We start from the raw sequence: 24303 nt of genomic DNA, 5'->3' as shown, positions 1-24303 counted from the left end.
ACACCGCGACCCCGGGTGTTGTTTCCCACGGGCTGTGGCCGGGACGAGGCTGTGTTGACGGGCGCCGCCTCGCTGAGGGTGGGCGTGGGGGAGCGCCGAGAAGTCAGGCTACTCCGCCGTGACATGGGGGAACAAAACGATTCGGACGTGCACGGCACGACCTCGCCGGCGCCGCGTCGCGGCGGTGTCAGATCCCCAGCACCGCTTTGGCGATCGAGAAGTAGACGAGGAGCCCGGTGGCGTCGCAGAACGTGGAGATGAACGGGGTGGAGAAGACCGCGGGATCGACGCGGATGGACTTCGCGACCAGCGGCATCACGCCGCCCACGGTCGCGGCCAGCGCGCACACCGACAGGATCGTCAGACCGATGACCACACCGATGTCGAGGCCGTACACGAGTGCGGCGACGGTGAAGCCGGCCAGTCCGAGCAGTGCGCCCATGGTCAGTCCGACGCGGACCTCCTTGGCGGCGACGCGGGCGACGTCGCGTGGGGCGACCTCCTCGGTGGCGAGTGCGCGGGTCACGGTCGTCGCCGCCTGCGAACCGGTGTTGCCGCCGATCCCGGTGAGCAGGGGGATGAACAGGGCCAGCGCGACCCGCTGTTCGAGGGTGCCCTCGAAGATCTCCAGGACGTTGACGGTGAGGATGGCCGACACCGCGAGGACGAACAGCCACACGATCCGGGCTCGGGTGATCGACAGGATGGAGGCGAACAGGTAGGGATCGCGGAGCGGTTCGCGCGCGCCGGCCCGAGCCTCGTCGGTGTCGCGGGCCTGCTCGACGACTTCGACGGCGTCGTCGATGGTCAGGACCCCGACCAGGCGCCGGTCGTTGTCGACGACCGGCATCGCGAGAATTCCGCGGTCCACGCACCGCTGCGCGGTGGCCTCGGCATCGTCGTCGGCATGCGCGAACATCGGTTTGTTCATCAGGTCGCGGACGGAGTCGGCGGGATCGGCCAGGAGGAGATCGCGCAGGCTGACCACACCGCACAGGGAACGGGACCCGTCGAGGACGGGGACGGTGTAGATCGTCTCCGCGGCGTGTCCGCGTTCGCGCACGCGAGCCAGGGCGTCGCCGGCCGATTCGTCCTCGCGTGCGTGGACGAACTCGGGGCTCATCCGGCGCCCCACCGAACCTCTCGGATAGCCGAGGACGACGGCGGTCATGTCGCGTTCGGCGGGGGAGAGTTGCTGGATCAGCGACTTGGCGACTCCCGCGGGCAGCTCGTCCAGCAACTCGGCGCGGTCGTCGGGGTCGAGACGGTCGAAGGCGGCGGCCACCTCGGCGGTTCCGAGATCGTCGATGAGGCGGCGCTGTGAGCCGGCGGACAGGTCGTCGAACACCTCGACCGCGAGTTCCTTGGCCAGCAGGCGGAACGCGACCCCGCGGGATTTGTGGGGGAGCCGGTCGAGCAGGGCGGCGATGTCGCCCGCCGGCAGCGTGGACAGCATCGTCCCGGCGTCTGCGAGGCGTCCTGCCGAGATCAGTTCGTCGAGTTCACCGGCGTCGAGTGTTCGGGCGTGCTCCACGGCCGCACTCTATCGCCGCCACGCCGGGCGACGAGATGAGGTGACGAGATCAGAAGAAGGCGCGGCGGTGCTCTCCGATCGCGCGTGCCGCCGACGACTATTCGGCGGAACGGGCCGCCTCGAAGGGGTCCGGGATTCGACCGCCGCTGACGATCGACAACGCCGGGAGATCGCGGAAACCGATGGCGGGCAGACGGACTCGACTGCCGTCGGTCAGCACCGCCCGCACCGAACTCCATTTCGGGAACTGCAGCCCCGCGACCTCCGGCCAGGCGATCTCGGTCGTGGAGAACATCCGGACGGCGCGCAGGCCGTTCTCGGTGACCACGGTCCGCAGCCGGTGGATCCACAGCCACAGCACCACCGGCACGACCAGGGCGAAGGTGAACCACGGAGAGGCGCCGACCAGCAGCACGACCACCAGGGCGACCATCGGGACCGTGAAGTAGGCGATCCGGTTGATACGGAACGTCACCGGGTAGTCGAACGTGACGTCGTCGTCGGCCGGGGCCGTGCTGGTCTTCGGGTCTGTCGTGGCGGTCTTCGGGTCTGCGGGGTCGGTGGAATCTGTCGGCACTCGTCCATTGTGCCAACCTCGTCGGAGTCTCCCTGTCGACGGGTTCGTCGCGCCGGACCCGATGGGCACTGCGGAAGCGACCGGCACGACCTGTGCGTTCCCACAGTGTGGGACGGCATGGTCCGGAGTTTGACTCAGAACCGAACACAGTCCTACCGTGAACGCGTGATGCAGAACGGGATCCTCGTAGTAATCGGCTGGCGCGTCTTCGCCTGACCGGTCACTCGCAGACCCCCAACCGGCATCGACGCGCCACCCTCGAACAGCGGAAGCTGTCGGGGGTTTTTTCATGCCAGGTACTTCCATCACCGATATCGGATTCCACAACCAAGATGAGGATCGTGCAGTGAGCGCACCAACAGCACGCACCGACGCCGGCCGCACCGAGCCGTCGCGTAACGCAGGACTGCGGCAGCAGTCTCCGGCGGCGGGCAACCTCCGTGCGGTAAACCAGCACACCGTTGCGCCCGAGCGCGTCAGCGGCGCCCAGTCTGTGGTTCGTTCCCTCGAGGAACTCGGTGTCGAGGTCGTCTTCGGCATTCCGGGTGGCGCGGTCCTGCCGGTCTACGACCCGCTCCTGGACTCACAAAAGGTCCGGCACGTCCTCGTCCGTCACGAGCAGGGCGCCGGCCACGCCGCGACCGGGTACGCCCAGGTCGCCGGACGCGCAGGCGTCATGATGGCCACGTCCGGTCCCGGTGCCACCAACCTGGTGACCCCGCTTGCCGACGCCCAGATGGATTCGGTGCCCGTCGTCGCGATCACCGGCCAGGTCGGACGCGCGCTGATCGGCACCGACGCGTTCCAGGAAGCCGACATCTCCGGTATCACCATGCCGGTCACCAAGCACAACTTCCTGGTCAGCCGGGCGATCGACATCCCGAAGACCATCGCGGAGGCGTTCCACATCGCCGAGAGCGGTCGTCCCGGCGCGGTCCTGGTCGACATCCCCAAGGACATCCTGCAGGCGCAGACCACGTTCTCGTGGCCGCCGCAGATCGACCTGCCCGGCTACCGTCCGGTCACCAAGCCGCACGGCAAGCAGGTTCGCGAGGCGGCCCGCCTGATCAACGCCGCGACGTCGCCGGTGCTCTACGTCGGCGGCGGTGTCATCAAGGCGAACGCGTCGGCGGAACTGCTCGAACTGGCCGAGCTCACCGGTATCCCGGTGGTCACGACTCTGATGGCGCGCGGCGCGTTCCCCGACAGTCACCAGCAGCACCTGGGCATGCCGGGCATGCACGGCACGGTGGCGGCGGTCGCGGGTCTGCAGCGCAGCGACCTGCTGATCACCCTGGGAGCGCGCTTCGACGACCGGGTCACCGGCCAGCTGTCGTCGTTCGCGCCGAACGCGAAGGTCATCCACGCCGACATCGACCCTGCGGAGATCGGCAAGAACCGGCCCGTCGACGTGCCGATCGTCGGTGACTGCAAGGCGGTCATCGAGGAGCTCACCGAGGCCCTGCGCGACGAGCGGGCGACCAGCGGCTCGACTCCCGACATCTCGCAGTGGTGGTCCTACCTCGACAACCTGCGGCGGACCTACCCGCTGAGCTACGACCGTCAGACCGACGGTTCGATGTCGCCGGAGTTCGTCATCCAGGCCCTCGGCAAGGCCGCCGGACCGGACGCGGTGTACTGCGCGGGCGTCGGCCAGCACCAGATGTGGGCCGCGCAGTTCATCTCCTACGAGAAGCCGCGCACGTGGCTCAACTCCGGCGGTCTGGGCACGATGGGCTACGCGGTGCCCGCCGCCATGGGCGCCAAGGCCGCCGACCCCGACGCCGAGGTGTGGGCGATCGACGGTGACGGCTGCTTCCAGATGACCAATCAGGAACTCGCGACCTGCGCGATCGAGGGAATCCCGATCAAGGTGGCGCTGATCAACAACGGCAACCTGGGCATGGTTCGTCAGTGGCAGACGCTCTTCTACGAGGAGCGGTACTCGAACACCGATCTGTCGACCCACTCGCGGATGATCCCGGACTTCGTCAAGCTCTCGGAGGCGCTGGGCTGCGTGGCATTCCGCGTCGAACGCGAAGAAGACGTCGACGAGGTGATCGCGAAGGCCCGGGAGATCAACGACCGTCCGGTGGTCATCGACTTCATCGTCGGCAAGGACGCCCAGGTCTGGCCGATGGTCGCCGCCGGCACCGGCAACGACGAGATCATGGCCGCACGCAACATCCGGCCGCTGTTCGACGACGAGGAGTCGGCGTCGGGTCCGGTGGAGATCCACCAGACGATGGACGGCCATCAGACGGTCGAGAACGCACCGGCCGACCGCGCAACCGAGAAGGACGAGCAGTGAGCACCACCCATACCCTCAGCGTCCTGGTCGAAGACCGGCCCGGCGTCCTGGCGCGCATCTCGGCGTTGTTCTCGCGGCGCGGGTTCAACATCGAGTCGCTCGCTGTCGGCCCCACCGAACTCAAGGGCATCTCCCGGATGACGATCATGGTCTCGGTGGAGGACTTCCCGCTCGAGCAGGTCACCAAGCAGCTCAACAAGCTGATCAACGTGATCAAGATCGTCGAGCAGGACCCGGGGAGTTCGGTCTCGCGCGAGCTGATGATGGTCAAGGTGCGCTCGGACTCGACGGTGCGCACCGAGGTCATCGAGGTCGTGAATCTGTTCCGCGCCAAGGTCATCGACGTCTCGCCCGAGTCGCTCACCATCGAGGCCACGGGTACGTCGGAAAAGCTCGAAGCACTTCTGCGGATGCTCGATCCGTATGGAATCCGGGAGATCGCGCAATCGGGTGCGGTGACCCTCGGTCGAGGACCGAAGAGCATGTCGGCCAACCGCTGACAGAGAATCCCGCTGTCGTCGTGTGCATCTGAGCACCGGCGATGAGCGACAAGAGAATTACGTCCCCGGCGGATTCCGAAATCCACCGAGGACACCACATATCGAAGGGAAACATAGTGGCCATCGAACTGTTCTACGACGACGACGCGGATCTGTCGATCATCCAGGGTCGCAAGGTCGCGGTGATCGGCTACGGCAGCCAGGGCCATGCGCATTCGCTGTCGCTGCGCGATTCCGGCGTCGATGTCGTGATCGGCCTGCGCGAGGGCTCCAAGTCCAAGGCCAAGGCCGAGGAGCAGGGCCTCAAGGTGCTCACCGCCTCCGAAGCCGCCGCATGGGCCGACGTGATCATGGTCCTGGCGCCCGACACCTCGCAGGCCTCGATCTTCACCGAGGACATCGAGCCGAACCTGCAGGACGGCAACGCGCTGTTCTTCGGCCACGGCCTCAACATCCACTTCGGCCTCATCAAGGCGCCGGAGAACGTGACCGTCGCGATGGTCGCCCCCAAGGGCCCCGGCCACCTCGTGCGTCGCCAGTTCGTCGACGGCAAGGGCGTTCCCGCGCTCATCGCCGTCCACCAGGATCCCAAGGGCGAGGGTCAGGCACTCGCTTTGAGCTACGCCAGCGCCATCGGCGGTGGTCGTGCCGGAATCATCAAGACCACCTTCAAGGAAGAGACCGAGACCGACCTCTTCGGCGAGCAGGCCGTGCTGTGCGGCGGCACCGAGGAACTGGTCAAGACCGGCTTCGAGGTCATGGTCGAGGCGGGTTACGCCCCGGAGATGGCCTACTTCGAGGTGCTGCACGAGCTCAAGCTCATCGTCGACCTCATGTACGAGGGCGGCATCGCCCGCATGAACTACTCGGTCTCCGACACCGCCGAGTTCGGCGGATACGTGTCGGGCCCGCGGGTCATCGACGCCGACACCAAGGAGCGCATGCGCGGCATCCTCACCGACATCCAGGACGGCACCTTCGTCAAGCGCCTCGTCGCCAACGTCGAGGGCGGCAACAAGGAGCTCGAGGGTCTGCGCAAGGAGAACGCCGAGCACCCGATCGAGGTCACCGGCAAGAAGCTGCGCGACCTGATGAGCTGGGTGGATCGCCCGATCACCGAGACCGCCTGAGTCGCAACGACAAGCGGGCCCGCACCGAAAGGTGCGGGCCCGTTCTGCTGTCGGGGGAGAGTTTTGCCCGGACGACCTTCGCTCACTCGATCCGTTCGCGCTCGGCCGCGGGCCGACCACGGTCCCGTACCGCGGCGATGTCGAGTCCGGAGTGTCTCGACACCGCGGCGACGAGCTCGTCGTAGGTACGGCACACGGTCGCCGACCCCGTGAGGGAGGCGACGACCCATCCCGACGGGATCGGGCGCACCGTGTGCCGGCGCAGCACCTCCGACATCCGGCGCGCCACCTGGGCGCGTCGGCGCGGACCGCTCACGAACTCGGCGGCCCAATCCGGGGGTGCCCCGGCGCAGCCCCCGCACATCAGGGCATCACGTCGCCCGAGTTGGGGCCGAGGACCTGACCGACGAACAGATTGCCGCCCGGATCGGAGGCCAGAAGCACCGCGGCCGGGGCGATCTCCTCCGGTCGCCCGAACCGGCCGAGTGGCAGCTCGGCGCGTTTGCTGTGCTTCCACTCGTCGTCGATGCCCTCCACCATCGGGGTGTCGACCGGACCGGGAGCGATGGCGTTCACCAGCACGCCGCGTCCGGCGGTCTCGAGGGCGATCGACTTCGACATGGCAATGACACCTGCCTTCGCCGCGGCGTAATGCGCCAGTGAGACACCGCCTTTGATGGCGAGCTGCGACGCCACGTTGATGATGCGGCCGGCACCCTGGTCCAGCATCGGTCGCAGCGCCGCCCGATTGCACAGGAAGACGCTGGTGAGATCGATGTCGACGGTCTCGCGCCACAATTCGGTCGGCATGTCCACGGTGGGCGACTGGGTGAGGATGCCGTGCGAGCAGACGAGGATGTCGAGTCCGCCGTCCTCATCGACGACGCGCCCGATCAGGGCGTCGACTTCGGGCTCGGACGTCGCGTCCAGGACGACACCACGCCGGGCCCCGATCTCGTCGGCCACCGCGCTCACCCGGTGGTCGCGATCGGCCAGTGTCACCACGGCGCCCTCGGCGACGTAGGCCGCGGCGATCGCGCGACCGATCCCCGATGCTGCACCGGTCACCAGGGCGCGCCTGCCCGGTAGTACTCCGGTCATGTCGGATCCTCTCTCTCAGATGTTCGTTCAGTCGCGCATCGCAGTGGTCAGCGCGCCGTCCACCACGATCGCCTGGCCGCTGACATAGGACGCCTGCGGACTGGACAGGAAGGCGATGACCTCGGCGACCTCCCGCGGATCACCGACCCGGCCCCACGGGATGTAACCCCCGGCCCGGTCGAGCCCTTCGGGTCCCAGAGAATTGACGGCGTCGCTCGACTGCGGGGTGCGGATGAGCCCGGGGATGATCGCGTTCGCGCGGATGGCCCGGGGTCCGTATTCGACGGCGAGACTGCGCGCGAGGCCGATCACCCCGGCCTTGGCGGTCGCATAGTGCGCGTGATCCTGCCACCCGTAGACACCGCCGGCGATCGACGAGATCACGGTCACCGATCCGCCTGCGGTCATGTGGCGCAATCCGGCGCGTGCGGTCCGCATCACCCCGTGCAGGTCGACGTCCATCATGTCGTGCCACTGGTCGTCGGTGATCGAGTCGAAGGACGCTTCGCGCAGGATTCCCGCGTTGGCGACGGCGATGTCGAGACGCCCCCACGTCGCCACGAGTTCGTCGGCGAAGGCATCCACCGACTCGGTCGACCGGACGTCCACTTCGACGATCCGTCCCTGTCCTCCCGCGTCGCTGACATCCCGCAGGGTCGACTCCGGGTCGTGGGGATCGCCCGGGAACGTCCCGATGCCCACCCGCACACCGCGTTCGGCGAGGCACACCGCGGTGGCGGCACCGATACCGGAGGCCGCACCGGTGATCATCGCGACGGATTGCTCGCTCATGCCTGGGCCCCCGCGGTCGTCGTCGGGCCCGCCGACACACCTGCGGACGGAGGCGCGTCGGCGACCTTGCGCGCGAACAACACCACCACGGCCGAGACGATCGCGCCGAGCGCACCGACCCACAGTGCGGCGGTGGAGTATCCGATGGATGCGGCCGTGAGCCCGGTGAGGATGAAGCCCGAGATGATCGCTCCAGGTTGCGACATCGCGCCGATGAACGCACTTCCGGTTGCGCGGCAATCGGTGTCGAAGCACTCCGCCTGGAAGAACATGATCGCGGCGTAGGGCCCGAGGAGGAAGAACAACCCCATCATGTAGGTCACCAGAACGAAGATCTGGCTCGAGGGTCCCAGCAGCATCGCGCCGAAGAACAGCCCCGACAGCAGCCACCCCACCGCGATGGTGTTGCGGCGACCGAAGCGGTCACCGGCCCACCCGTGGGCGAGGTAGCCGGCGACGGCGACCAGGTTCGAGAGCACGACGAGGATCAGGGTGCTCGAGGCGTCGATACCCTTGCCCTTCTCGAGCACCGTGGTGCCCAGGACCGAGAAGGTCTGGATCGCGAACCAGTTCAGCAGCCAGGCGAGCGAGAGAACGACCGTGTTGCGCAGGTGCTTACCCGTGAAGATCCGCTTGAACGGTGCCGCGGTCTGCTCGACCGTCGCGGTGGCGGCGGCGAGAGCGTCCGCCTCGTCGTGCTTCCCGGCCTTGCGGAGCTGCTTGACGGCGTGTTGGGCCTCGAACTGCGGGCTCTCCTTGAGCTTTCGGCACACCAGCGCGACGATGATGGCCGGAATGGTCGCCAAGAGGAAGGCGATTCGCCACGAGTCGGCACCGAAGATCGCGGTGACCACGGCGACGAATCCGGCGGCGAGAAGTGCACCCGCGGGCCACCCGGTCTGCACCATCGAGTAGACGAATCCTCGTCGCTTCTTGATCTTGTCGTCCTCGGTGAGCTCGTAGAGCTCGTTGAGATAGGTCGCGTTGACCGATTGTTCGGCGAGCCCGAGTCCGCTGATCGCGCGGACGCCGATCAGTGAGGCCGCGCCGAACGTCGCCGCGGTGGCGGCCGATGACGCAGCCGTGCCGCCGACGGAGATGATCATGCCCTTGCGACGGCCGACCTTGTCGACCAGCGGGCCGACGAGGAGGACCACGATGGCCGTGCCGACGCTGACGAGCGTCGAGACCAGCAGCGCGTAACTGGTCGTCCAGCCGAACGATTCCTCGATTCGCGGCAGGAGCGTCCCGAAGAGGATGAAGTCGTAGACCGCGATCGTCCAGGCGAAGAAGGCAATCCCCGAGGCGCGCCGGGTCTCTGTCCCGGTGACGCGCCGGAACCCCGTTGGGGTGGCGGTGTTCTCGTGAGTCATTGTCGTGCTCTCTTGCTCGATGGTGATGTCGATGAGGTGCCGGCGCGTCGTCGGGTCGGCGATGGGTGGGCAACGGGGACGTCGCCCCGGGCAGACGTCAGAGTCGGGGTGACCGCTTCTTGAAGTCCTCGGCGATGGTGTCGAAGTTCGCCCAGCGGACGCCGTCGTGTGAATTGATGTGCTCGATCAATCGCTCGAGCATGAGCAGGACCTGCGGGCGGCCGGAGACATCCGGGTGGATGGTGAAGGTGAAGACCGCATAGTCACTCTCGCGGTAGACCCAGTCGAACTGATCGCGCCACATCTCTTCGATGTGCCGCGGGTTGACGAAGCCGTGGCTGTTCGGGCTGCCCTTGATGAACATCATCGGGGGCAGGTCGTCGAGGTACCAGCTCGCCGGGATCTCGACGAGGTCGGTCTCCTCGCCGCGGACGAGAGGCTTCATCCATTCCGCCGCCGGCTTGTCGTAGTCGATGGGGGTCCACGAGTCACCGACACGGACGTAGTACGGCTCGAAGTCACGGTGCATCAGCGAGTGGTCGTAGGTGATCCCGCGCTCGACGAGCAGCTCGTTGGTGACCTTGCTGAACTCCCACCACGGTGCTACATATCCGGTGGGCCGCTTGCCGGTTCGATTGCTGATCAGATCGATGCAGTGATCGAGGATCTCCGACTCCTGCTCGCGTGTCATCGCGATCGGGTTCTCGTGACTGTAGCCGTGCAGACCGATCTCGTGTCCTGCGGCGACGACCTGATCGAACTGTTCGGGGAATGTCTCGACCGAGTGCCCCGGCCAGAACCAGGTCGCCGGGAGGTCGTATTTCGCGAGCAGGTTGTTGAGGCGGGGGACACCGACCTCGCCCGCGAAGACACCCCGCGAGATGTCCCCGGGCGAGTTCTCGCCCCCGTACGAGCCGAGCCAGCCGCCGACCGCGTCGACGTCGATTCCGAAGGCTACGAAGATTTCCTTGGCCATTGTTCAGTCCTCCTTGGTGGTGTGGCGAGTGGTGGGATGGTGATCGGTGTGGTTGTCGGCCGATGCCAGGTCGGCGTAGGTCGAGATCAGCTCGGTGAGCGACTCCGTACGGGTGAGACCGGTGGACAGCAACAGCGCCAACAGGATTCGTGCCTGGGTCGCGGGTAGGCCGGAGACGGGTGGGACGCCGGCGGCGACCAGGTCGGCGCCGCCGCCGTTGCCGTAGACACCGCGGACGGGGCCGGCCGGTACGCGGGTGGACAGGACGAGAGCGAGGCCGTCTCCGACGAGATCGGCCGCGGCTTCGACGATGTCCGGGTTGCCGTTGCCGATTCCGGTGCCGGCCAGCACGATTCCGGCGGCGCCGCAGTTCGCGGCCGCGCGCAGCAGCGCGTCGTCCGCACCGGGATAGACGTCGACGAGGTCGACGCGCGTGTCGTCGAACGCAGCCCCTGGGCGCGGCAGCGGGTCGGGCCTCGGCGCCGAGTGCCCGAAGCACACCCGGCCGTTCGCCACGGTGCCAGATGGCGGAGAGACGACAGAGCGGAACGCGTCGAGTGCGATCGTGTGGATCTTTCGTGCCCCACGGGCGGGGATGATCTGCCCGGCGAAGACGATCATGACCCCACGGTCGCGGGCGGCCGGCGACGCGGCGACGCGGACTGCGTCGGTGAGATTGCCCGGACCGTCGCCGTCGGCGGTGTCTCCGGCCCGTTGGGCTCCCGTCAGGACGACGGGGCGGGGATCGTCGTGGACGAGGTCGAGAAGGATCGCGGTTTCCTCCATCGTGTCTGTTCCGTGCGTGATCACCACGCCGTCGACCGGTTCCGTGGATCGCGCGAGAAGTGTTGCGACCGCGTCACTGATCTGCCGCAGGTGTCCGAGCGTCAGCCGGTAGGACCCGACCGTCATCAGATCGACGGTCTCGACCTCGACGTCGTCGAGGCCCGCGTGTTCGACCAGCCGCGCGGCGGTCCGGGTGGCCACCACTCCGGCGTCGGTCGCCTCGGACGCGATCGTGCCCCCCGTGGCGATGACTGCGATCCGCGTCATCGGCTACGGCTCGGCGACGGGGTGGGGCTCCCGGCATCGGGGGCGAAGGTGAGGACTGTGACGTGCATGACGTGAAGTGAACCACGAGACAAACGTTTGTCGCAATCGTTTGTGTAACGTCCGCCAAACGTTTGTGTAAATCGCGACGTAACACAACGCGTTGGGTACGCTGTGGGCCACCGACGAGAGAGGGCCGGGTTGAGAAAGCCAGCAGAGGGGCCGGCACAGGGACCGCTGACGCTCCGCATGATCGCGACCGAACTCGGGGTGAGCCCGTCGACCGTGTCCCGTGTGCTCAACACGCCTGGTGACGCCGCGCTCCGTTGGGGTTCGTCCGAGACGGTCGCCCGGATCCGCGCGTTCGCGGCCGAGCACGACTACTCGCCGAACCCGCAGGCGTCGAGTCTCCGCACACGGCGCTCGGGATTGATCGGGGTGCTCGTGCCCCGGCTACAGGACTACGTCCTCGCCACCATCTACGAGGGAATCGAGGAGGCGGCCTACGAGTCTGGTCTGTCTACGTTCGTCACCAACTCGCTGGACAAGCCGGACAACCAGCGGGCGCGTACCCGCATGATGATCGACCGTCGGGTCGATGGCCTGATCTACGGGGACGCCCACCTCGACCATCACTTTCTCGACGAGATCTATTCGCAGGGAATCAAATTCGCACTCGTGTCCCGAACGGCGGGGGACTATCCCTCGGCGACGGTCGACGACGTGAAGGGCGGACGGCTGGTCGGGGGACATCTGCTCGACACGGGACGGCGAGACGTCGCGGTACTCGCCGGCTGGGAGTTCGCCTCCACCGCCCGCGACCGGACCAACGGGATCGTGACCACGTTCGCCGAACACGGCGTCGAGATCCCGGACGACCGAATCGTCTATTCGGGCTTCGACCCGGCCGGCGGTCGTGCCGCCGTCGAACAGCTGCTCGCGACCGGTCCGGTGCCCGATGCCATCTTCGCGACGAACGACTTCGCCGCGATCGGAGCTTTCGGCGCCTTGCGGGATCGCGGGATCCGGGTACCCGACGACGTCGCACTCGTCGGTTACAACGACACGCCCATCGCCGCGGGCGGCGCCGTCCCGCTCACGACGATCCGCTCACCGATGCACGAGATGGGCAGGCGCGCCGTCGGATTGCTGCTCGAGGTCATCGGTGGCCGGACACCCGAGTCGGTCGTGCTCGAGCCCGAACTGATCGTCCGCTCGAGCAGTACCTCCGCGAACGTCCAGACGGGTGGCCAGCCATCTGTCGAGGCCTGACGAGCGAACTCCCCACACTCCGACACCGCACGCGCTGACACCGAACACGATGACGCCCCAGAACACGACGACGCCCCGGAGGAGAATCATCCGGGGCGTCGGTGGGGGTGGGACTCGGAGTCGTCAGGCGACCCGGAAGCCCCGGTAGGCGTCGAGCGAAGCGATCCGCTTGAGGATCGGCTGGATGTTGGTACCGGTCTCGGGGCCGAGGCAGCCGAGGAAGTAGTAGGCGTTGACCATTCCGACGAGGCGATCGCCGACGACGACCGGGCTGCCGGAGTCACCTTCGATCACGCACATCTGGCTGACGTGGACGTCGCCGTCGGAGAACCAGGCGATACCGCAGGTGTTGCCGGTGGTCCGGCCTTCTTTGCAGGCGATCGTCGGGAAGGCGAGGGGCTTCGGGTCGACCGAGCGGATCGTCACGCCGCGCACGGTACGCAGCGGCACGACGCGCGAGGCGTCGAATTCGATGATCGCCATGTCGAGATCGGGAGCGGTGTACGTGATGGTGCCCGCCTGGCCGCGATCCTGGAAGGTCTCGGAGTAGACCTTCTGACCGGGTGTGCCGCAATGTCCCGCGGTGACGCCGATGAGCTTGTTGGTCTTCGAGCGGCCGATGGTGGTCATCGTGCAGGCCGCCGCCGAATTGCCGCCCTTGAGCACCAGGATCCCGGAGCCGCCTCCGAGAAAGATCTTCGCCGGTGCGGCGACCGCGACGCCCCCTCCCCAGCCGGCCAGCACCGTCGCAGCCAAAACCGCCAACAGCACTGTCAGCTTCTTCGTCATCCGCACTCCACTTCTCGGGTCCAACCAGTTCTCGGTCACGGGCATTCGGCCACCCGTCGGGACTTCGAAACTGGCGGCAAGCACACCGTACCGGTCCCCCCGGGCGCTCACGGCTGCGTGGGATCGACCCGCGGTCGGTTTGCAACACTTCCGTGATGCTCCATGCAAGGTAACCGTAATGCGGGTCACACTCTACCGATGCAGGAGGACAGGACTCCGAATTCGGGGTAGGCCACGTGCTCGGCGGCACCTACCACACCTTTAAGCTGTCGTACGGAGTCGTCACCGACACTCCGCATCGCCGATCGTGAAACCGCACTCCCCGAACCTGGAGAAATGACTGTGAGCTCTGCTGGCCGCCCGGTTGTACTCATCGCCGACAAGCTGGCGCCGTCCACCGTGGAAGCACTCGGTGACGGTGTCGAGGTGCGATGGGTCGACGGTCCGGATCGTCCCAAGTTGCTCGAGGCGGTCGTCGACGCCGACGCCATCCTGGTCCGCTCCGCGACGACCGTGGACGCCGAGGTCCTCGACGCGGGCAAGAAGCTGAAGATCATCGCCCGGGCGGGTGTCGGTCTGGACAACGTGGACGTCCCCGCGGCCACCGAGCGCGGCGTCATGGTCGTCAACGCCCCGACCTCGAACATCCACACTGCCGCCGAACACGCCATCGCGCTGCTGATGTCGGCGTCGCGTGAGATCCCCGCTGCTGACGCAACCCTGCGTGAGAAGACCTGGAAGCGTTCGTCGTTCAACGGCGTCGAGATCTTCGACAAGACCGTCGGCGTCGTCGGGCTCGGCCGGATCGGTCAGCTCGTGGCTGCCCGGCTGGCCGCTTTCGAGACCCACATCATCGCCTACGACCCCTATGTGTCGCCCGCCCGCGCGGCCCAGCTGGGCATCGAGCTGGTCAGCCTCGACGAACTGCTCGAGCGCGCCGACTTCATCACCGTGCACCTGCCGAAGACGCCGGAGACCCTGGGTCTCATCGGCGCCGAGCAGCTCGCCCGGACCAAGAAGGGCGTGGTCATCGTCAACGCCGCCCGCGGTGGCCTGATCGACGAACAGGCCCTCGCCGACGCGATCACCTCCGGTCAGGTCCGCGCCGCCGGACTCGACGTCTTCGCCACCGAGCCCTGCACCGACTCGCCGCTGTTCGAGCTCCCGCAGGTCGTCGTGACCCCGCACCTCGGTGCGTCGACCAGCGAGGCGCAGGACCGCGCCGGCACCGACGTCGCCAAGAGCGTGCGGCTCGCGCTGGCCGGACACTTCGTCCCCGACGCGGTGAACATCACCGGCGGCGCCGTCGACGAAGAGGTCGCGCCGTGGCTCGAGGTCGCCCGCAAGGCCGGCGTCCTCGTCGGTGCCATCAGCAAGGAACCGCCGACGTCGCTGGTCGTCGATGTCCGCGGCGAACTGGCCGCGAAGAACGTCGAGGTGCTCGGTCTGTCGGCGCTGCGTGGCCTGTTCTCCGCCGTGCTCGACGAGCCCGTCACGTTCGTCAACGCCCCGGCCGTCGCCGAGAGCCGTGGCGTCACCAGCGAGGTGACCACCGCACCGGACAGCCCCAACCACCGCAGTGTCGTCGACGTGAAGGCCGTCTTTGCCGACGGTTCGGTGCACAACGTGTCGGGCACCCTCACCGAGCCGCGTCTCGTCGAGAAGATCGTCAACATCAACGGCCGCAACTTCGACCTCCGCGCCGAGGGCCACAACCTCATCGTCAGTTACGCCGACCAGCCGGGTTCGCTGGGCAAGATCGGCACGCTGCTCGGCAACGCCGGCGTCGACATCCTCGCCGCCGGCCTGTCGCAGGACGCAGAGGGCGGCGGCGCCACGATGATGCTGCGCGTGAGCAGTGTCGTCGACGACGACGTCGTCGCCGCGATCGGTGACGCCGTCTCGGCAACCCTCATCGAACAGGTCGACCTCGCATGAGACTCGCAGTCATCGCCGGCGACGGCATCGGACCCGAGGTCGTCGGGGAGGCGCTCGGCGTCCTCGAGGCGGTCGTTCCGTCGGTCAGCACCACCGAGTTCGATCTCGGAGCGCGCCGCTACCACCGCAACGGCGAACTGCTGACCGAGGACGACCTCGAGTCCCTCCGCCGTCACGACGCAATCCTGTTGGGCGCCATCGGAGATCCATCGGTGCCGTCGGGTGTGCTGGAGCGCGGGCTGCTCCTCACCATGCGATTCGCCCTCGACCACCACGTCAACCTGCGCCCGTCGCGTCGTTTCCCCGGTGTCTCCTCGCCGCTCGCCGGTGACCCCGACATCGACTTCGTGGTGGTCCGGGAGGGGACCGAGGGTCCCTACACGGGCAATGGCGGTGCCATCCGGGTCGGCACCCCGAACGAGGTCGCCACCGAGGTCAGCGTCAACACCCGCTTCGGCGTCGAGCGTGTGGTGCGCAACGCTTTCCAGCGCGCGCAGCAGCGTCGCAAGAAGCTGACGCTGGTCCACAAGACCAACGTCCTGACCTTCGCCGGGTCGATGTGGAGTCGCGCGGTCGACGAGGTCGGCGCCGAGTTCCCGGACGTGACGACCGACTACTGCCATGTGGACGCGGCGACCATCTATCTGGTCACCGATCCCGGACGCTTCGACGTCATCGTCACCGACAACCTGTTCGGCGACATCATCACCGACATCGCCGCTGCGGTGAGCGGCGGCATCGGACTGGCCGCGTCGGGCAACATCGACGCCACCGGTGCCAACCCGTCGATGTTCGAGCCCGTCCACGGGTCGGCTCCCGACATCGCCGGTCAGGGCAAAGCCGATCCGACCGCCGCGATCCTGTCGGTGTCACTCCTGCTCCAGCATCTCGGCGACCTCGACGCCGCCGCCCGGATCGAGAAGGCCGTCGCCGACGACCTCGCCGACCGCAGCGGCACGTTCGGCACCGCTGAGATCGGGGCACGCATCCGCGAGCGGCTGTAGTTCCGGCCCCGCGCCGACCACTCTCGCGACCGACAGACCTCAACTCGACTGGTGGACTTCGATCGAAGTCCACCAGTCGAGATGAGGTTCATCGGTCGGGTTGGTATTCAGCACAGGACGTTCGCGCATCCTGTTCTGTCAGAACAGCTCTGCATTCACGCGTCCACCAAGTCGTCGGCTCCCGGCGACCGATCGCGGGGGACCAGCGGTGTCGCGACGAGCGGCGCGAGGGCGGTGGCCGCGAACGCGATGGGGAAGCCGACCGCCGCGATCAGTGCCCCCAGTAGGGGTGTGGTGGCCGCGGTGACCAGATACTGCCCGGTGTTCTGGACGGCGAGGCCGCGCCCGCTCCATTCCGGTCCCACGTATTCGGCGATGGCGGTGAACGTCAAGCCGTTGTCGGCGACGGAGATGATGCTCGCCACCGCCATGAGGGCGGGTGCCAGCGGACTGTCGAACCAGTCGGCGATCGCCAGCGCGGACATGGCGGCGACACCGGCGACCGCGATCACCCGTACGGGTCGCATCCGCGACAGCCAGGCATCCGACCATCGTCCGGCGACTATCCGGCCCAGCGCACCGATGACCTGGGTCACCGTGATCAGCGTGCCGGCGCCGGCCGGTGACCATCCGTGCGCGACGATGAGCCAGGTGGGTACGAAGGTCCACAGCATCGACTGCGGGATGACGAGCAGCATGCTGACGATGTGGACACGCGCGAGGAAATAGTTGCCGCGGTAGGGATTCGCACGTGCGGGAGAGTCGTCGACCACCGCGGCGGGTGTTGTGCGGCGCGGTGGGTCGGTGATGCCGACGATCACCGCGACCAGGCCTGCGGCAGTCACGATCGCTGGGATCGCCAGTGCCGCAGCAGGTCCCGAGCCCGCCGCGACAACCGGCATGGTGAGTGCGCAGACGCCGATTCCCAGCGGCTGGGCCATCTGTCGGATGCCCATCGCGGTCCCGCGCTGATGGGCGGGGAACCAGCCGACGACGATGCGGCCGCTGGCCCCGTTGGCAGCTCCCGAACCGAGACCGCCCACGAAGAGTGCGGCGCCCACGACGAGGTACGACGCGTCGGCCGCCGCGGCGACCGCGGCCGCGATCGCGCCGCTGAGGGAGATCGACAGCGACAGCAACAGGATGCGGCGTTCGCCGTAGCGGTCCAACAGGATCCCCCAAGGGATCGTCGCGGCCATCAGGCCGATGGTCGGGATCGCGGCGAGCGTCGACGCCTCGGTCAATGAGAGTCCGGCGTCGGTGTGGAGCGCCGGGATCAGGTAGGCGACACCGCTGACCACGCACGTCGTGGTGAGTGCGGCGAGGAGCGAGCAGCCGAGGATGACCCACCTTCTGGCAGTGGTGATGTCGTCGACATCGGTCATGTTCTGCTCACCTCGCTGTCTGATCAGACGGATGCCCGTGGTGCGGATCTCAATATATGAAACTCGGCGTCCACATTCTAAAACCGGCTCGGAGGTCTGCCAACTCGGCTCCCAACGTGTGGGATCGACGGTGCGATAAGGTCTGGGACATGCGCTTAGGTCGAATTGCGAGTCCTGACGGCGTGGCATTCGTGTCCGTCGAGGGCGATGGTGACGACGCCGTGATGAAGGAGATCGCCGAGCATCCCTTCGGCACGCCGACGTTCACCGGCCGCTCGTGGAAGGCGGCAGATGTGCGGATTCTGGCACCGATCCTGGCCAGCAAGGTGATCTGCATCGGGAAGAACTACGCCGCGCACGCCGCGGAGATGGGTGGCGAGGCGCCCGCCGATCCGGTGATCTTCCTCAAGCCCAACACCTCGATCATCGGGCCCGAGCTGCCCATCGTGCGCCCGCCGTCGTCGGAACGCGTGGACTACGAAGGTGAACTGGCGATCGTCATCGGACGCGCGTGCAAGGATGTGAAGGCCTCGCAGGCCAAGGACGTGATCCTCGGTTACACGGTCGCCAACGACGTGACCGCTCGCGACCACCAGCAGGCCGACGGGCAGTGGACGCGGGGGAAGAGCTACGACTCCTTCTGTCCGCTCGGTCCGTGGATCGACACCGCGTTCGACCCGGCCGATGTCGAACTCGTGACCGAACTCGACGGCGAGGTCAAGCAGCGGACCCGGACGTCGTTGATGCTCCACGACGTCGGTGAGATCGTGGAGTGGATCTCGCGCGTCATGACCCTGCTGCCGGGTGACGTGATCCTCACGGGTACCCCGGAAGGTGTGGGGCCGATGGTCGCCGGCCAGCGTGTCTCGGTGACCGTCGAAGGAATCGGTACGCTCTCCAACCCGGTGGTGGACAAGTGACAGCTCCCAGCACGGCACGAGTCAACGGCATCGACATCTCCTACAGCGTGGCCGGTTCCGGCCCGCTGGTCGTCATGGTGATGGGGACCGGTAGCCCCGGACGCGTGTGGAAGGCCCACCAGGAACCGGCGTTGGTCAAGGCCGGGTTCACCGTGGTGACCTTCGACAACCGCGGTGTCGCCCCGTCATCGGAGTGTGCCGAGGGATTCACCCTCGACGACATGGTCGCCGACACGGCCGCCCTGATCGAGCACCTGGGTCGCGGTCCGGCGATCGTGATCGGCACCTCGCTCGGCGCCCGGATCACCCAGGAGCTGGCGCTGGCGCGGCCGGATATGGTCAAAGCGGCAGTGATGGTCGCGACCTATGGCCGCAACACTCCACTGCAGGAGGCGATCTCGGCCGGGGAGCGGGCGCTCTACGACAACAAGATCAAGCTGCCGCCCGACTACGAGGCCGCGATCACCGCCCATCTGAACCTGTCGCCACACACGCTCGACGACGACCGCACCGCGCGCGACTGGCTCGACATCATCGGGTTCTCCCCGCAGACGATCACCCCGGGTGTGCGTGCGCAGCTCGAACTCCACAACAAGGAGTCCAACCGCCTCGCGGCCTACCGCGGCATCACCCGGCCCGCCCTGGTCGTCGGTTTCGCCGACGATCGGACGCTGCCGGCGAAGCTGGCGCGCGAAGTCGCCGAGGCCATTCCGGGCGCGCAGTACGTCGAGATCGAACGAGCCGGTCATTTCGGGTATCTCGAACAGCCGGCCGAGGTGAATCGGGTCCTCGTCGAGTTCTGCGAGGCGCACCGGGCCTGACGGCGGGCATGTCGGGGGCGTGGCACGGCTTCGATACCCTGAGCCAATGACCAGTACTGAGGGTGTGCGCGTCCGATTCTGTCCGTCTCCGACGGGGACGCCGCACGTGGGGCTCGTGCGGACCGCGCTGTTCAACTTCGCCCAGGCCCGCCACGACGCCGGCACTTTCGTCTTCCGCATCGAGGACACCGATGCCGCGCGCGACAGCGAGGAGTCCTACGCGGCGATCCTCGACGCGCTGCGCTGGCTGGGACTCGACTGGGACGAGGGCCCCGAGGTGGGGGGACCCTACGGGCCCTACCGGCAGTCGGAGCGTCGGGAACTCCATGCCGACGTCGTCGCCCGGTTGCTCGCAGCGGGCGAGGCCTATGAGGCCTTCTCCACACCCGAGGAAGTCGAGGCCCGTCATCGCGCCGCCGGCCGTGACCCGAAACTGGGTTATGACAACTTCGACCGCGACCTGACTCCCGATCAGCGCGCTGCGTACGTGGCCGAGGGACGCAAACCCGTTGTCCGACTGCGCATGCCGGACACCGACATCTCGTGGGACGATCTCGTGCGCGGTACGACGACCATCAAGGCCGGGACCGTGCCGGACTTCGCCCTCACGCGCGCCTCGGGCGATCCGCTCTACACCCTGGTCAATCCGGTCGACGACGCCATGATGAAGATCACGCATGTGCTGCGCGGCGAGGACCTCTTCTCGTCGACCCCGCGCCAGCTCGCACTGTACGACGCGCTGATCCGCATCGGCGTCGCCGATTCGGTTCCGTCCTTCGGCCACCTTCCGTTCGTCATGGGGGAGGGCAACAAGAAGCTCTCCAAGCGCGACCCGCAGTCGAATCTGTTCCACCACCGCGACCGCGGGTTCATCCCCGAAGGCCTGCTCAACTACCTCGCGCTGCTCGGCTGGGGGTACAAGAGTGATGTCGACGTCTTCAGCCTCGACGAGATGATCGCGGCTTTCGATGTGCGGCAGGTCAATTCCAATCCCGCGCGCTTCGACCAGAAGAAGGCCGACGCCATCAACGCCGAGCACATCCGCCGGTTGGACCTCGGCGACTTCACCGCCCGGCTCAAGTCGTATCTCGTCGCGCAGGGCAAGCTCGCCGAGACCGCCGACGACGAGACCTTCGCAGCTCTGGCCGAACTGGTGCAGACGCGCATCCAGGTCCTGGGTGACGCCTGGGATCTCATCCGGTTCGTCTACGTCTCGGACGCCGACTTCACGATCGACGAGAAGGCGGCGAGCAAGAACCTGGGTGCCGACGCCGTGCCGGTTCTGGACGCCACCATCGCCGCGATCGAGTCGCTGGATTCCTTCACCACGACCGCGCTGCAGGACGCGCTGAACGCCGCCCTGGTGGACGATCTGGGACTCAAACCGCGCAAGGCGTACGGTCCGGTGCGCGTGGCCGTGACCGGTTCGCAGATCAGTCCTCCGCTGTTCGAGTCGATGGAGATCCTGGGTCGCGACAAGACGCTCGCGAGGCTGGCCTCGGCCCGGCGGATTGCAGCCGAATAAGGGGTCTGAGCTGCACGTTTGTGGACTTCCGGCAACCCTTTGATACTCTCTTTCTCGGCAGTTTTCCGCAAGGAGAACCACGCCAATGGGGTATGGTGTAATTGGCAACACAGCGGTTTCTGGTACCGCCATTCTAGGTTCGAGTCCTGGTACCCCAGCGGACAGAAAGAGATCGAGACCGTGCTAAGGTCTTGATCGCCGGAAGTTCCCATGGCCCCGTCGTCTAGCGGCCTAGGACGCCGCCCTCTCAAGGCGGTAGCGCGGGTTCGAATCCCGTCGGGGCTACGAGAAACACCCTCCCTCTGCACTGCAGGGGGAGGGTGTTTTGCTATGCGCCACAGGCCATCTCGCCTGAGTCGCGCTGATCACAGCGCGACGCGGACGGAGCTGGGTCGGCGTCTGTCACCGTCGTCGGGTTACAGGAACTCGGCGGTGCTCCCGGAGGCGGGCATCTCGGGGATGCCGAGCTTGCGGTGATCCCAGGAACGAGTGCGAGACGGTCTGATCCGGACGGCCACGCGCTTGTTCATCATCTGCTCCACGAAGGGCCGCGATTCCTCGGTGTAGGGCGCGGTGTAGCGCTCCCAGACGCTGATGCCGACCTTCAGGCACGAGTCGGGGTCGTCGAGGATCTCCGCGTTGCCCTCGAACGCGACGCCCCGGAGGGTGTCGTAGGTGTCGCCGTCTTCGATCATCACCGAGCACCGGCTGTTGCGGCGGATGTTGACGGCCTTCTGCGACTTGGATTTCGTCTCGAACCAGATGTCGCCGTCGACGATCCCGTACCACATCGCCACCAGGTGGATGTTCCCGTCGGGTCCGGTGGTGGCGAGGGTGGCGGTCCGGCTGCGCGCGACGAACTCGGTGATCTCGGCCTCGGACATGACGATCTGACTGCGTTGATTGACTCCCATTCCCCGACGCTAGCCCACCGACGGGTGCATCGGAACGGCACCGGGTGCAACGGCTCTGGGTCAGGGGCGTGCCGCCTGGAGGCGTTTGTGGATGGCGTCCGCGGCGGCGAGCAGATCGGCGGCCCAGCGCGCACCCGGCCGGCGGCCCATGCGGTCGATCGGCCCGGACACCGAGATCGCGGCGACGACGTCACCGTTGCCGTCGCGCACGGGAGCCGACACACTCGCCACTCCGGCGGCGCGTTCGCCTGCGCTCTGCGCCCACCCGCGGCGGCGGATCTCGTGGAGCGCGCGCTCGCTGAAGATGCTGTCCGGCACGAGCGCACGTTGGGTCGCGGGATCGGCCCAGGCGAGCAGGACCTTCGCCGCCGACCCCGCGCTCATCGGGAAGCGGGTGCCCACCGGCACGGTGTCGCGCAGTCCGGTCGGTGGTTCCATCGCGGCGACGCAGACGCGTTCGGCTCCTTCGCGGCGATAGACCTGGACCGATTCGCCGGTGATGTCGCGGAGCCGGGGGAGGACCATCAGGGCCGACTCGGTGATGGGATCGTGTGCCGAGGAGGCGAGTTCGCCGAGGACGGGGCCGGGCTGCCAGCGCCCGGTGACGTCCCTGGTGAGGAAGCGGTGGGTCTCGAGCCCGACCGCGAGCCGGTGCGCCGTCGCCCGCGGCAGGCCGGTTCGTTCGCAGAGCTCCGACAGGTTGCACGGGGCCTCGGCGATCGCGTGCAGCACCGCCACGGACTTGTCGAGCACGCCGATTCCGCTGCTGACCGCAGATGCGGTATCCTTTCCCATAGGACGATACTAGCTGTCCAAATAGTGAGATGCACGTTCGAAAGCCAGCCAGAACGTCGAGACCGCGTGCAGAGTCCGAAGAACCCGAGACAGATAACGAGTGCAGCCATGAGCAACAGCCCAGCCCAGCCGCTAACTCTCGCCGAGAAGGTGTGGCGCGATCACGTCGTGGTCCCCGGTGGCGCCGACGCGTCGGGCACCAACGATCCCGACCTGATCTACATCGACCTCCACCTCGTACACGAGGTCACCAGTCCGCAGGCCTTCGAGGGCCTGCGTCTCGCCGGGCGACCGGTCCGGCGACCGGACCTGACGATCGCGACCGAGGACCACAACGTCCCGACGATGGACATCGACAAGCCCATCGCCGACCCGGTCTCGCGCACTCAGGTCGACACACTTCGCAGCAACTGCGAGGAGTTCGGCATCCGCCTGCATCCGATGGGTGATGCCGAGCAGGGCATCGTCCACGTCGTCGGGCCGCAGCTGGGCCTGACCCAGCCCGGCATGACCGTCGTCTGCGGCGACAGCCACACGTCGACACACGGCGCCTTCGGAGCGATCGCGATGGGAATCGGCACCAGCGAGGTCGAGCACGTGCTCGCGACACAGACCCTGTCGCTGCGGCCGTTCAAGACGATGGCCATCAACGTCGACGGCGAGCTGCCGCCCGGTGTGACGAGCAAGGACCTGATCCTCGCGATCATCGCGAAGATCGGCACCGGCGGCGGACAGGGCTACGTGCTGGAGTACCGCGGCGAGGCCATCCGGAAGCTGTCCATGGAAGCCCGGATGACGGTGTGCAACATGTCGATCGAGGCGGGGGCCCGGGCGGGGATGATCGCGCCCGACGAGACCACCTATGAGTTCCTGAAGGGGCGCCCGCATGCCCCGGCCGGTGCCGATTGGGATGCCGCGGTTGCCTATTGGGACAGCCTGCGCACCGATCCCGACGCCACCTTCGACGCCGAGGTGCACATCGACGCCTCCACGCTGACCCCCTTCGTCACGTGGGGGACCAACCCGGGCCAGGGCGCGCCGCTCGGCGCCGCGGTACCGGACCCGGCCGATTACGGCGACGAGGTCAAGGCAGGCGCCGCGGCGAAGGCGCTGGAGTACATGGGCCTGGAGCCCGGAACGCCGCTGCGCGACATCAAGGTCGACACGGTCTTCGTCGGCTCGTGCACGAACGGCCGGATCGAGGATCTGCGCGAGGTCGCCGACATCCTGAAGGGGCGCAAGGTCGCGGACGGCATGCGGATGCTGATCGTCCCCGGCTCGATGCGCGTACGCGCGCAGGCCGAGGAAGAAGGACTGGGTGAGATCTTCGTCGCCGCCGGCGCCGAGTGGCGGCAGGCCGGGTGCTCGATGTGCCTGGGCATGAACCCGGATCAGCTCGCCCCGGGCGAGCGGTGCGCCTCGACCTCGAACCGCAATTTCGAAGGGCGCCAGGGCAAGGGTGGTCGAACCCACCTCGTGTCACCGGCAGTGGCGGCGGCCACCGCCCTGCGCGGCACCTTGTCCGCGCCCGCCGATCTGGACTCACTGCCGGCGACCGCCGATCTCGGTTGAGTCACGGTCCGAACCACATCCCGG

22 protein-coding genes and 2 tRNA genes are annotated in these 24303 nt (G+C 67.5%); 12 read left to right on the top strand and 12 right to left on the bottom strand.

Features of this window, described 5'->3' with window-relative positions:
- Positions 1-187 precede the first annotated feature (187 nt).
- Together mgtE and AC3B6C_RS23675 are read right to left on the bottom strand one after the other, a co-directional pair.
- On the bottom strand, positions 188-1534 hold the full coding sequence (gene mgtE / locus AC3B6C_RS23680) for a magnesium transporter (RefSeq protein ID WP_488374341.1): 1347 nt from the start codon (positions 1532-1534) through the stop codon (positions 188-190).
- A gap of 97 nt (positions 1535-1631) precedes the next feature.
- Entirely contained in the window at positions 1632-2111 is a 480-nt protein-coding gene (locus AC3B6C_RS23675; protein WP_488374340.1) for a PH domain-containing protein, read from the bottom strand.
- Between the two features lie 346 nt (positions 2112-2457).
- Between AC3B6C_RS23675 and AC3B6C_RS23670 the strand changes: the two genes are divergently transcribed.
- From AC3B6C_RS23670 to ilvC, 3 genes are all read left to right on the top strand, one after another.
- Positions 2458-4422 (top strand): acetolactate synthase large subunit, encoded by a 1965-nt coding sequence (locus AC3B6C_RS23670; RefSeq protein ID WP_044506995.1) that lies wholly within the window; start codon positions 2458-2460, stop codon positions 4420-4422.
- Positions 4419-4922: an acetolactate synthase small subunit gene (gene ilvN / locus AC3B6C_RS23665; RefSeq protein ID WP_004019305.1), complete on the top strand. Its 504-nt coding sequence runs from the start codon at positions 4419-4421 to the stop codon at positions 4920-4922. Before AC3B6C_RS23670 ends, ilvN begins: the two co-directional genes overlap by 4 nt.
- A 116-nt stretch (positions 4923-5038) precedes the next feature.
- Positions 5039-6052: a ketol-acid reductoisomerase gene (ilvC, locus tag AC3B6C_RS23660; RefSeq protein WP_010841326.1), complete on the top strand. Its 1014-nt coding sequence runs from the start codon at positions 5039-5041 to the stop codon at positions 6050-6052.
- 82 nt (positions 6053-6134) lie between these two features.
- Here the strand turns inward: ilvC and AC3B6C_RS23655 are convergent, their stop codons facing one another.
- The 6 genes from AC3B6C_RS23655 to AC3B6C_RS23630 form a co-directional block, all read right to left on the bottom strand.
- Positions 6135-6416 (bottom strand): hypothetical protein, encoded by a 282-nt coding sequence (locus AC3B6C_RS23655; RefSeq protein WP_488374339.1) that lies wholly within the window; start codon positions 6414-6416, stop codon positions 6135-6137.
- Positions 6416-7153 carry an SDR family NAD(P)-dependent oxidoreductase gene (locus tag AC3B6C_RS23650; RefSeq protein WP_488374338.1) on the bottom strand — a complete coding sequence of 246 codons (738 nt, stop codon included), beginning with the start codon at positions 7151-7153 and terminating at the stop codon, positions 6416-6418. The genes AC3B6C_RS23655 and AC3B6C_RS23650 overlap by 1 nt, the downstream gene beginning before the upstream one ends.
- A 27-nt stretch (positions 7154-7180) precedes the next feature.
- Positions 7181-7945 (bottom strand): SDR family NAD(P)-dependent oxidoreductase, encoded by a 765-nt coding sequence (locus tag AC3B6C_RS23645; protein WP_488374337.1) that lies wholly within the window; start codon positions 7943-7945, stop codon positions 7181-7183.
- Positions 7942-9318: an MFS transporter gene (locus tag AC3B6C_RS23640; protein WP_488374336.1), complete on the bottom strand. Its 1377-nt coding sequence runs from the start codon at positions 9316-9318 to the stop codon at positions 7942-7944. Before AC3B6C_RS23640 ends, AC3B6C_RS23645 begins: the two co-directional genes overlap by 4 nt.
- A 97-nt stretch (positions 9319-9415) precedes the next feature.
- Entirely contained in the window at positions 9416-10294 is an 879-nt protein-coding gene (locus AC3B6C_RS23635) for a polysaccharide deacetylase family protein (RefSeq protein WP_488374335.1), read from the bottom strand.
- Positions 10295-10297: 3 nt separating this feature from the next.
- Positions 10298-11347, bottom strand: coding sequence for an asparaginase (locus AC3B6C_RS23630; protein WP_488374334.1), 1050 nt, complete (start codon positions 11345-11347; stop codon positions 10298-10300).
- A 246-nt stretch (positions 11348-11593) separates the two neighbouring features.
- Here AC3B6C_RS23630 and AC3B6C_RS23625 point away from each other — a divergent pair, with 246 nt between their 5' ends.
- A complete protein-coding gene (locus tag AC3B6C_RS23625) occupies positions 11594-12616 on the top strand; it encodes a LacI family DNA-binding transcriptional regulator (RefSeq protein ID WP_055475512.1) in 1023 nt (340 codons plus the stop codon).
- Between the two features lie 123 nt (positions 12617-12739).
- On the opposite strand, the gene AC3B6C_RS23620 is transcribed toward AC3B6C_RS23625, so the two are convergent.
- The gene (locus AC3B6C_RS23620) at positions 12740-13405 is read right to left on the bottom strand and encodes a chymotrypsin family serine protease (protein ID WP_010841325.1); all 666 of its coding nucleotides are present in this window, start codon (positions 13403-13405) and stop codon (positions 12740-12742) included.
- 342 nt (positions 13406-13747) lie between these two features.
- Between AC3B6C_RS23620 and serA the strand changes: the two genes are divergently transcribed.
- Entirely contained in the window at positions 13748-15343 is a 1596-nt protein-coding gene (gene serA, locus AC3B6C_RS23615) for a phosphoglycerate dehydrogenase (RefSeq protein ID WP_044508049.1), read from the top strand.
- Positions 15340-16347, top strand: a complete 1008-nt coding sequence (locus AC3B6C_RS23610; protein ID WP_488374333.1) for a 3-isopropylmalate dehydrogenase — start codon at positions 15340-15342, stop codon at positions 16345-16347. Before serA ends, AC3B6C_RS23610 begins: the two co-directional genes overlap by 4 nt.
- Before the next feature lie 155 nt (positions 16348-16502).
- On the opposite strand, the gene AC3B6C_RS23605 is transcribed toward AC3B6C_RS23610, so the two are convergent.
- Positions 16503-17732 carry an MFS transporter gene (locus AC3B6C_RS23605; RefSeq protein ID WP_488374332.1) on the bottom strand — a complete coding sequence of 410 codons (1230 nt, stop codon included), beginning with the start codon at positions 17730-17732 and terminating at the stop codon, positions 16503-16505.
- Between the two features lie 149 nt (positions 17733-17881).
- Between AC3B6C_RS23605 and AC3B6C_RS23600 the strand changes: the two genes are divergently transcribed.
- The 5 genes from AC3B6C_RS23600 (at position 17882) to AC3B6C_RS23580 (ending at position 21283) form a co-directional block, all read left to right on the top strand.
- The gene (locus tag AC3B6C_RS23600) at positions 17882-18652 is read left to right on the top strand and encodes a fumarylacetoacetate hydrolase family protein (protein ID WP_055475510.1); all 771 of its coding nucleotides are present in this window, start codon (positions 17882-17884) and stop codon (positions 18650-18652) included.
- A complete protein-coding gene (locus tag AC3B6C_RS23595; RefSeq protein ID WP_488374331.1) occupies positions 18649-19473 on the top strand; it encodes an alpha/beta fold hydrolase in 825 nt (274 codons plus the stop codon). The genes AC3B6C_RS23600 and AC3B6C_RS23595 overlap by 4 nt, the downstream gene beginning before the upstream one ends.
- A 46-nt stretch (positions 19474-19519) precedes the next feature.
- A complete protein-coding gene (gene gltX, locus AC3B6C_RS23590; protein WP_488374330.1) occupies positions 19520-20998 on the top strand; it encodes a glutamate--tRNA ligase in 1479 nt (492 codons plus the stop codon).
- Positions 20999-21084: 86 nt separating this feature from the next.
- Positions 21085-21156 (top strand) — tRNA-Gln (locus tag AC3B6C_RS23585).
- Positions 21157-21210: 54 nt separating this feature from the next.
- Positions 21211-21283: transfer RNA gene (locus AC3B6C_RS23580), tRNA-Glu, on the top strand.
- A gap of 131 nt (positions 21284-21414) precedes the next feature.
- On the opposite strand, the gene AC3B6C_RS23575 is transcribed toward AC3B6C_RS23580, so the two are convergent.
- Positions 21415-21912 (bottom strand): PPOX class F420-dependent oxidoreductase, encoded by a 498-nt coding sequence (locus AC3B6C_RS23575; RefSeq protein WP_010841318.1) that lies wholly within the window; start codon positions 21910-21912, stop codon positions 21415-21417.
- Between the two features lie 60 nt (positions 21913-21972).
- Positions 21973-22707 carry an IclR family transcriptional regulator gene (locus AC3B6C_RS23570; protein ID WP_010841317.1) on the bottom strand — a complete coding sequence of 245 codons (735 nt, stop codon included), beginning with the start codon at positions 22705-22707 and terminating at the stop codon, positions 21973-21975.
- A gap of 108 nt (positions 22708-22815) precedes the next feature.
- Between AC3B6C_RS23570 and leuC the strand changes: the two genes are divergently transcribed.
- Entirely contained in the window at positions 22816-24279 is a 1464-nt protein-coding gene (leuC, locus tag AC3B6C_RS23565) for a 3-isopropylmalate dehydratase large subunit (RefSeq protein WP_010841316.1), read from the top strand.
- Positions 24280-24303 lie beyond the last annotated feature (24 nt).

The sequence above is a fragment of the Gordonia sp. 11cp genome (assembly GCF_057767225.1).
The sequence above is the reverse complement of the archived record's forward strand: the minus strand, read 5'-3'. Positions and strand labels throughout refer to the sequence as shown.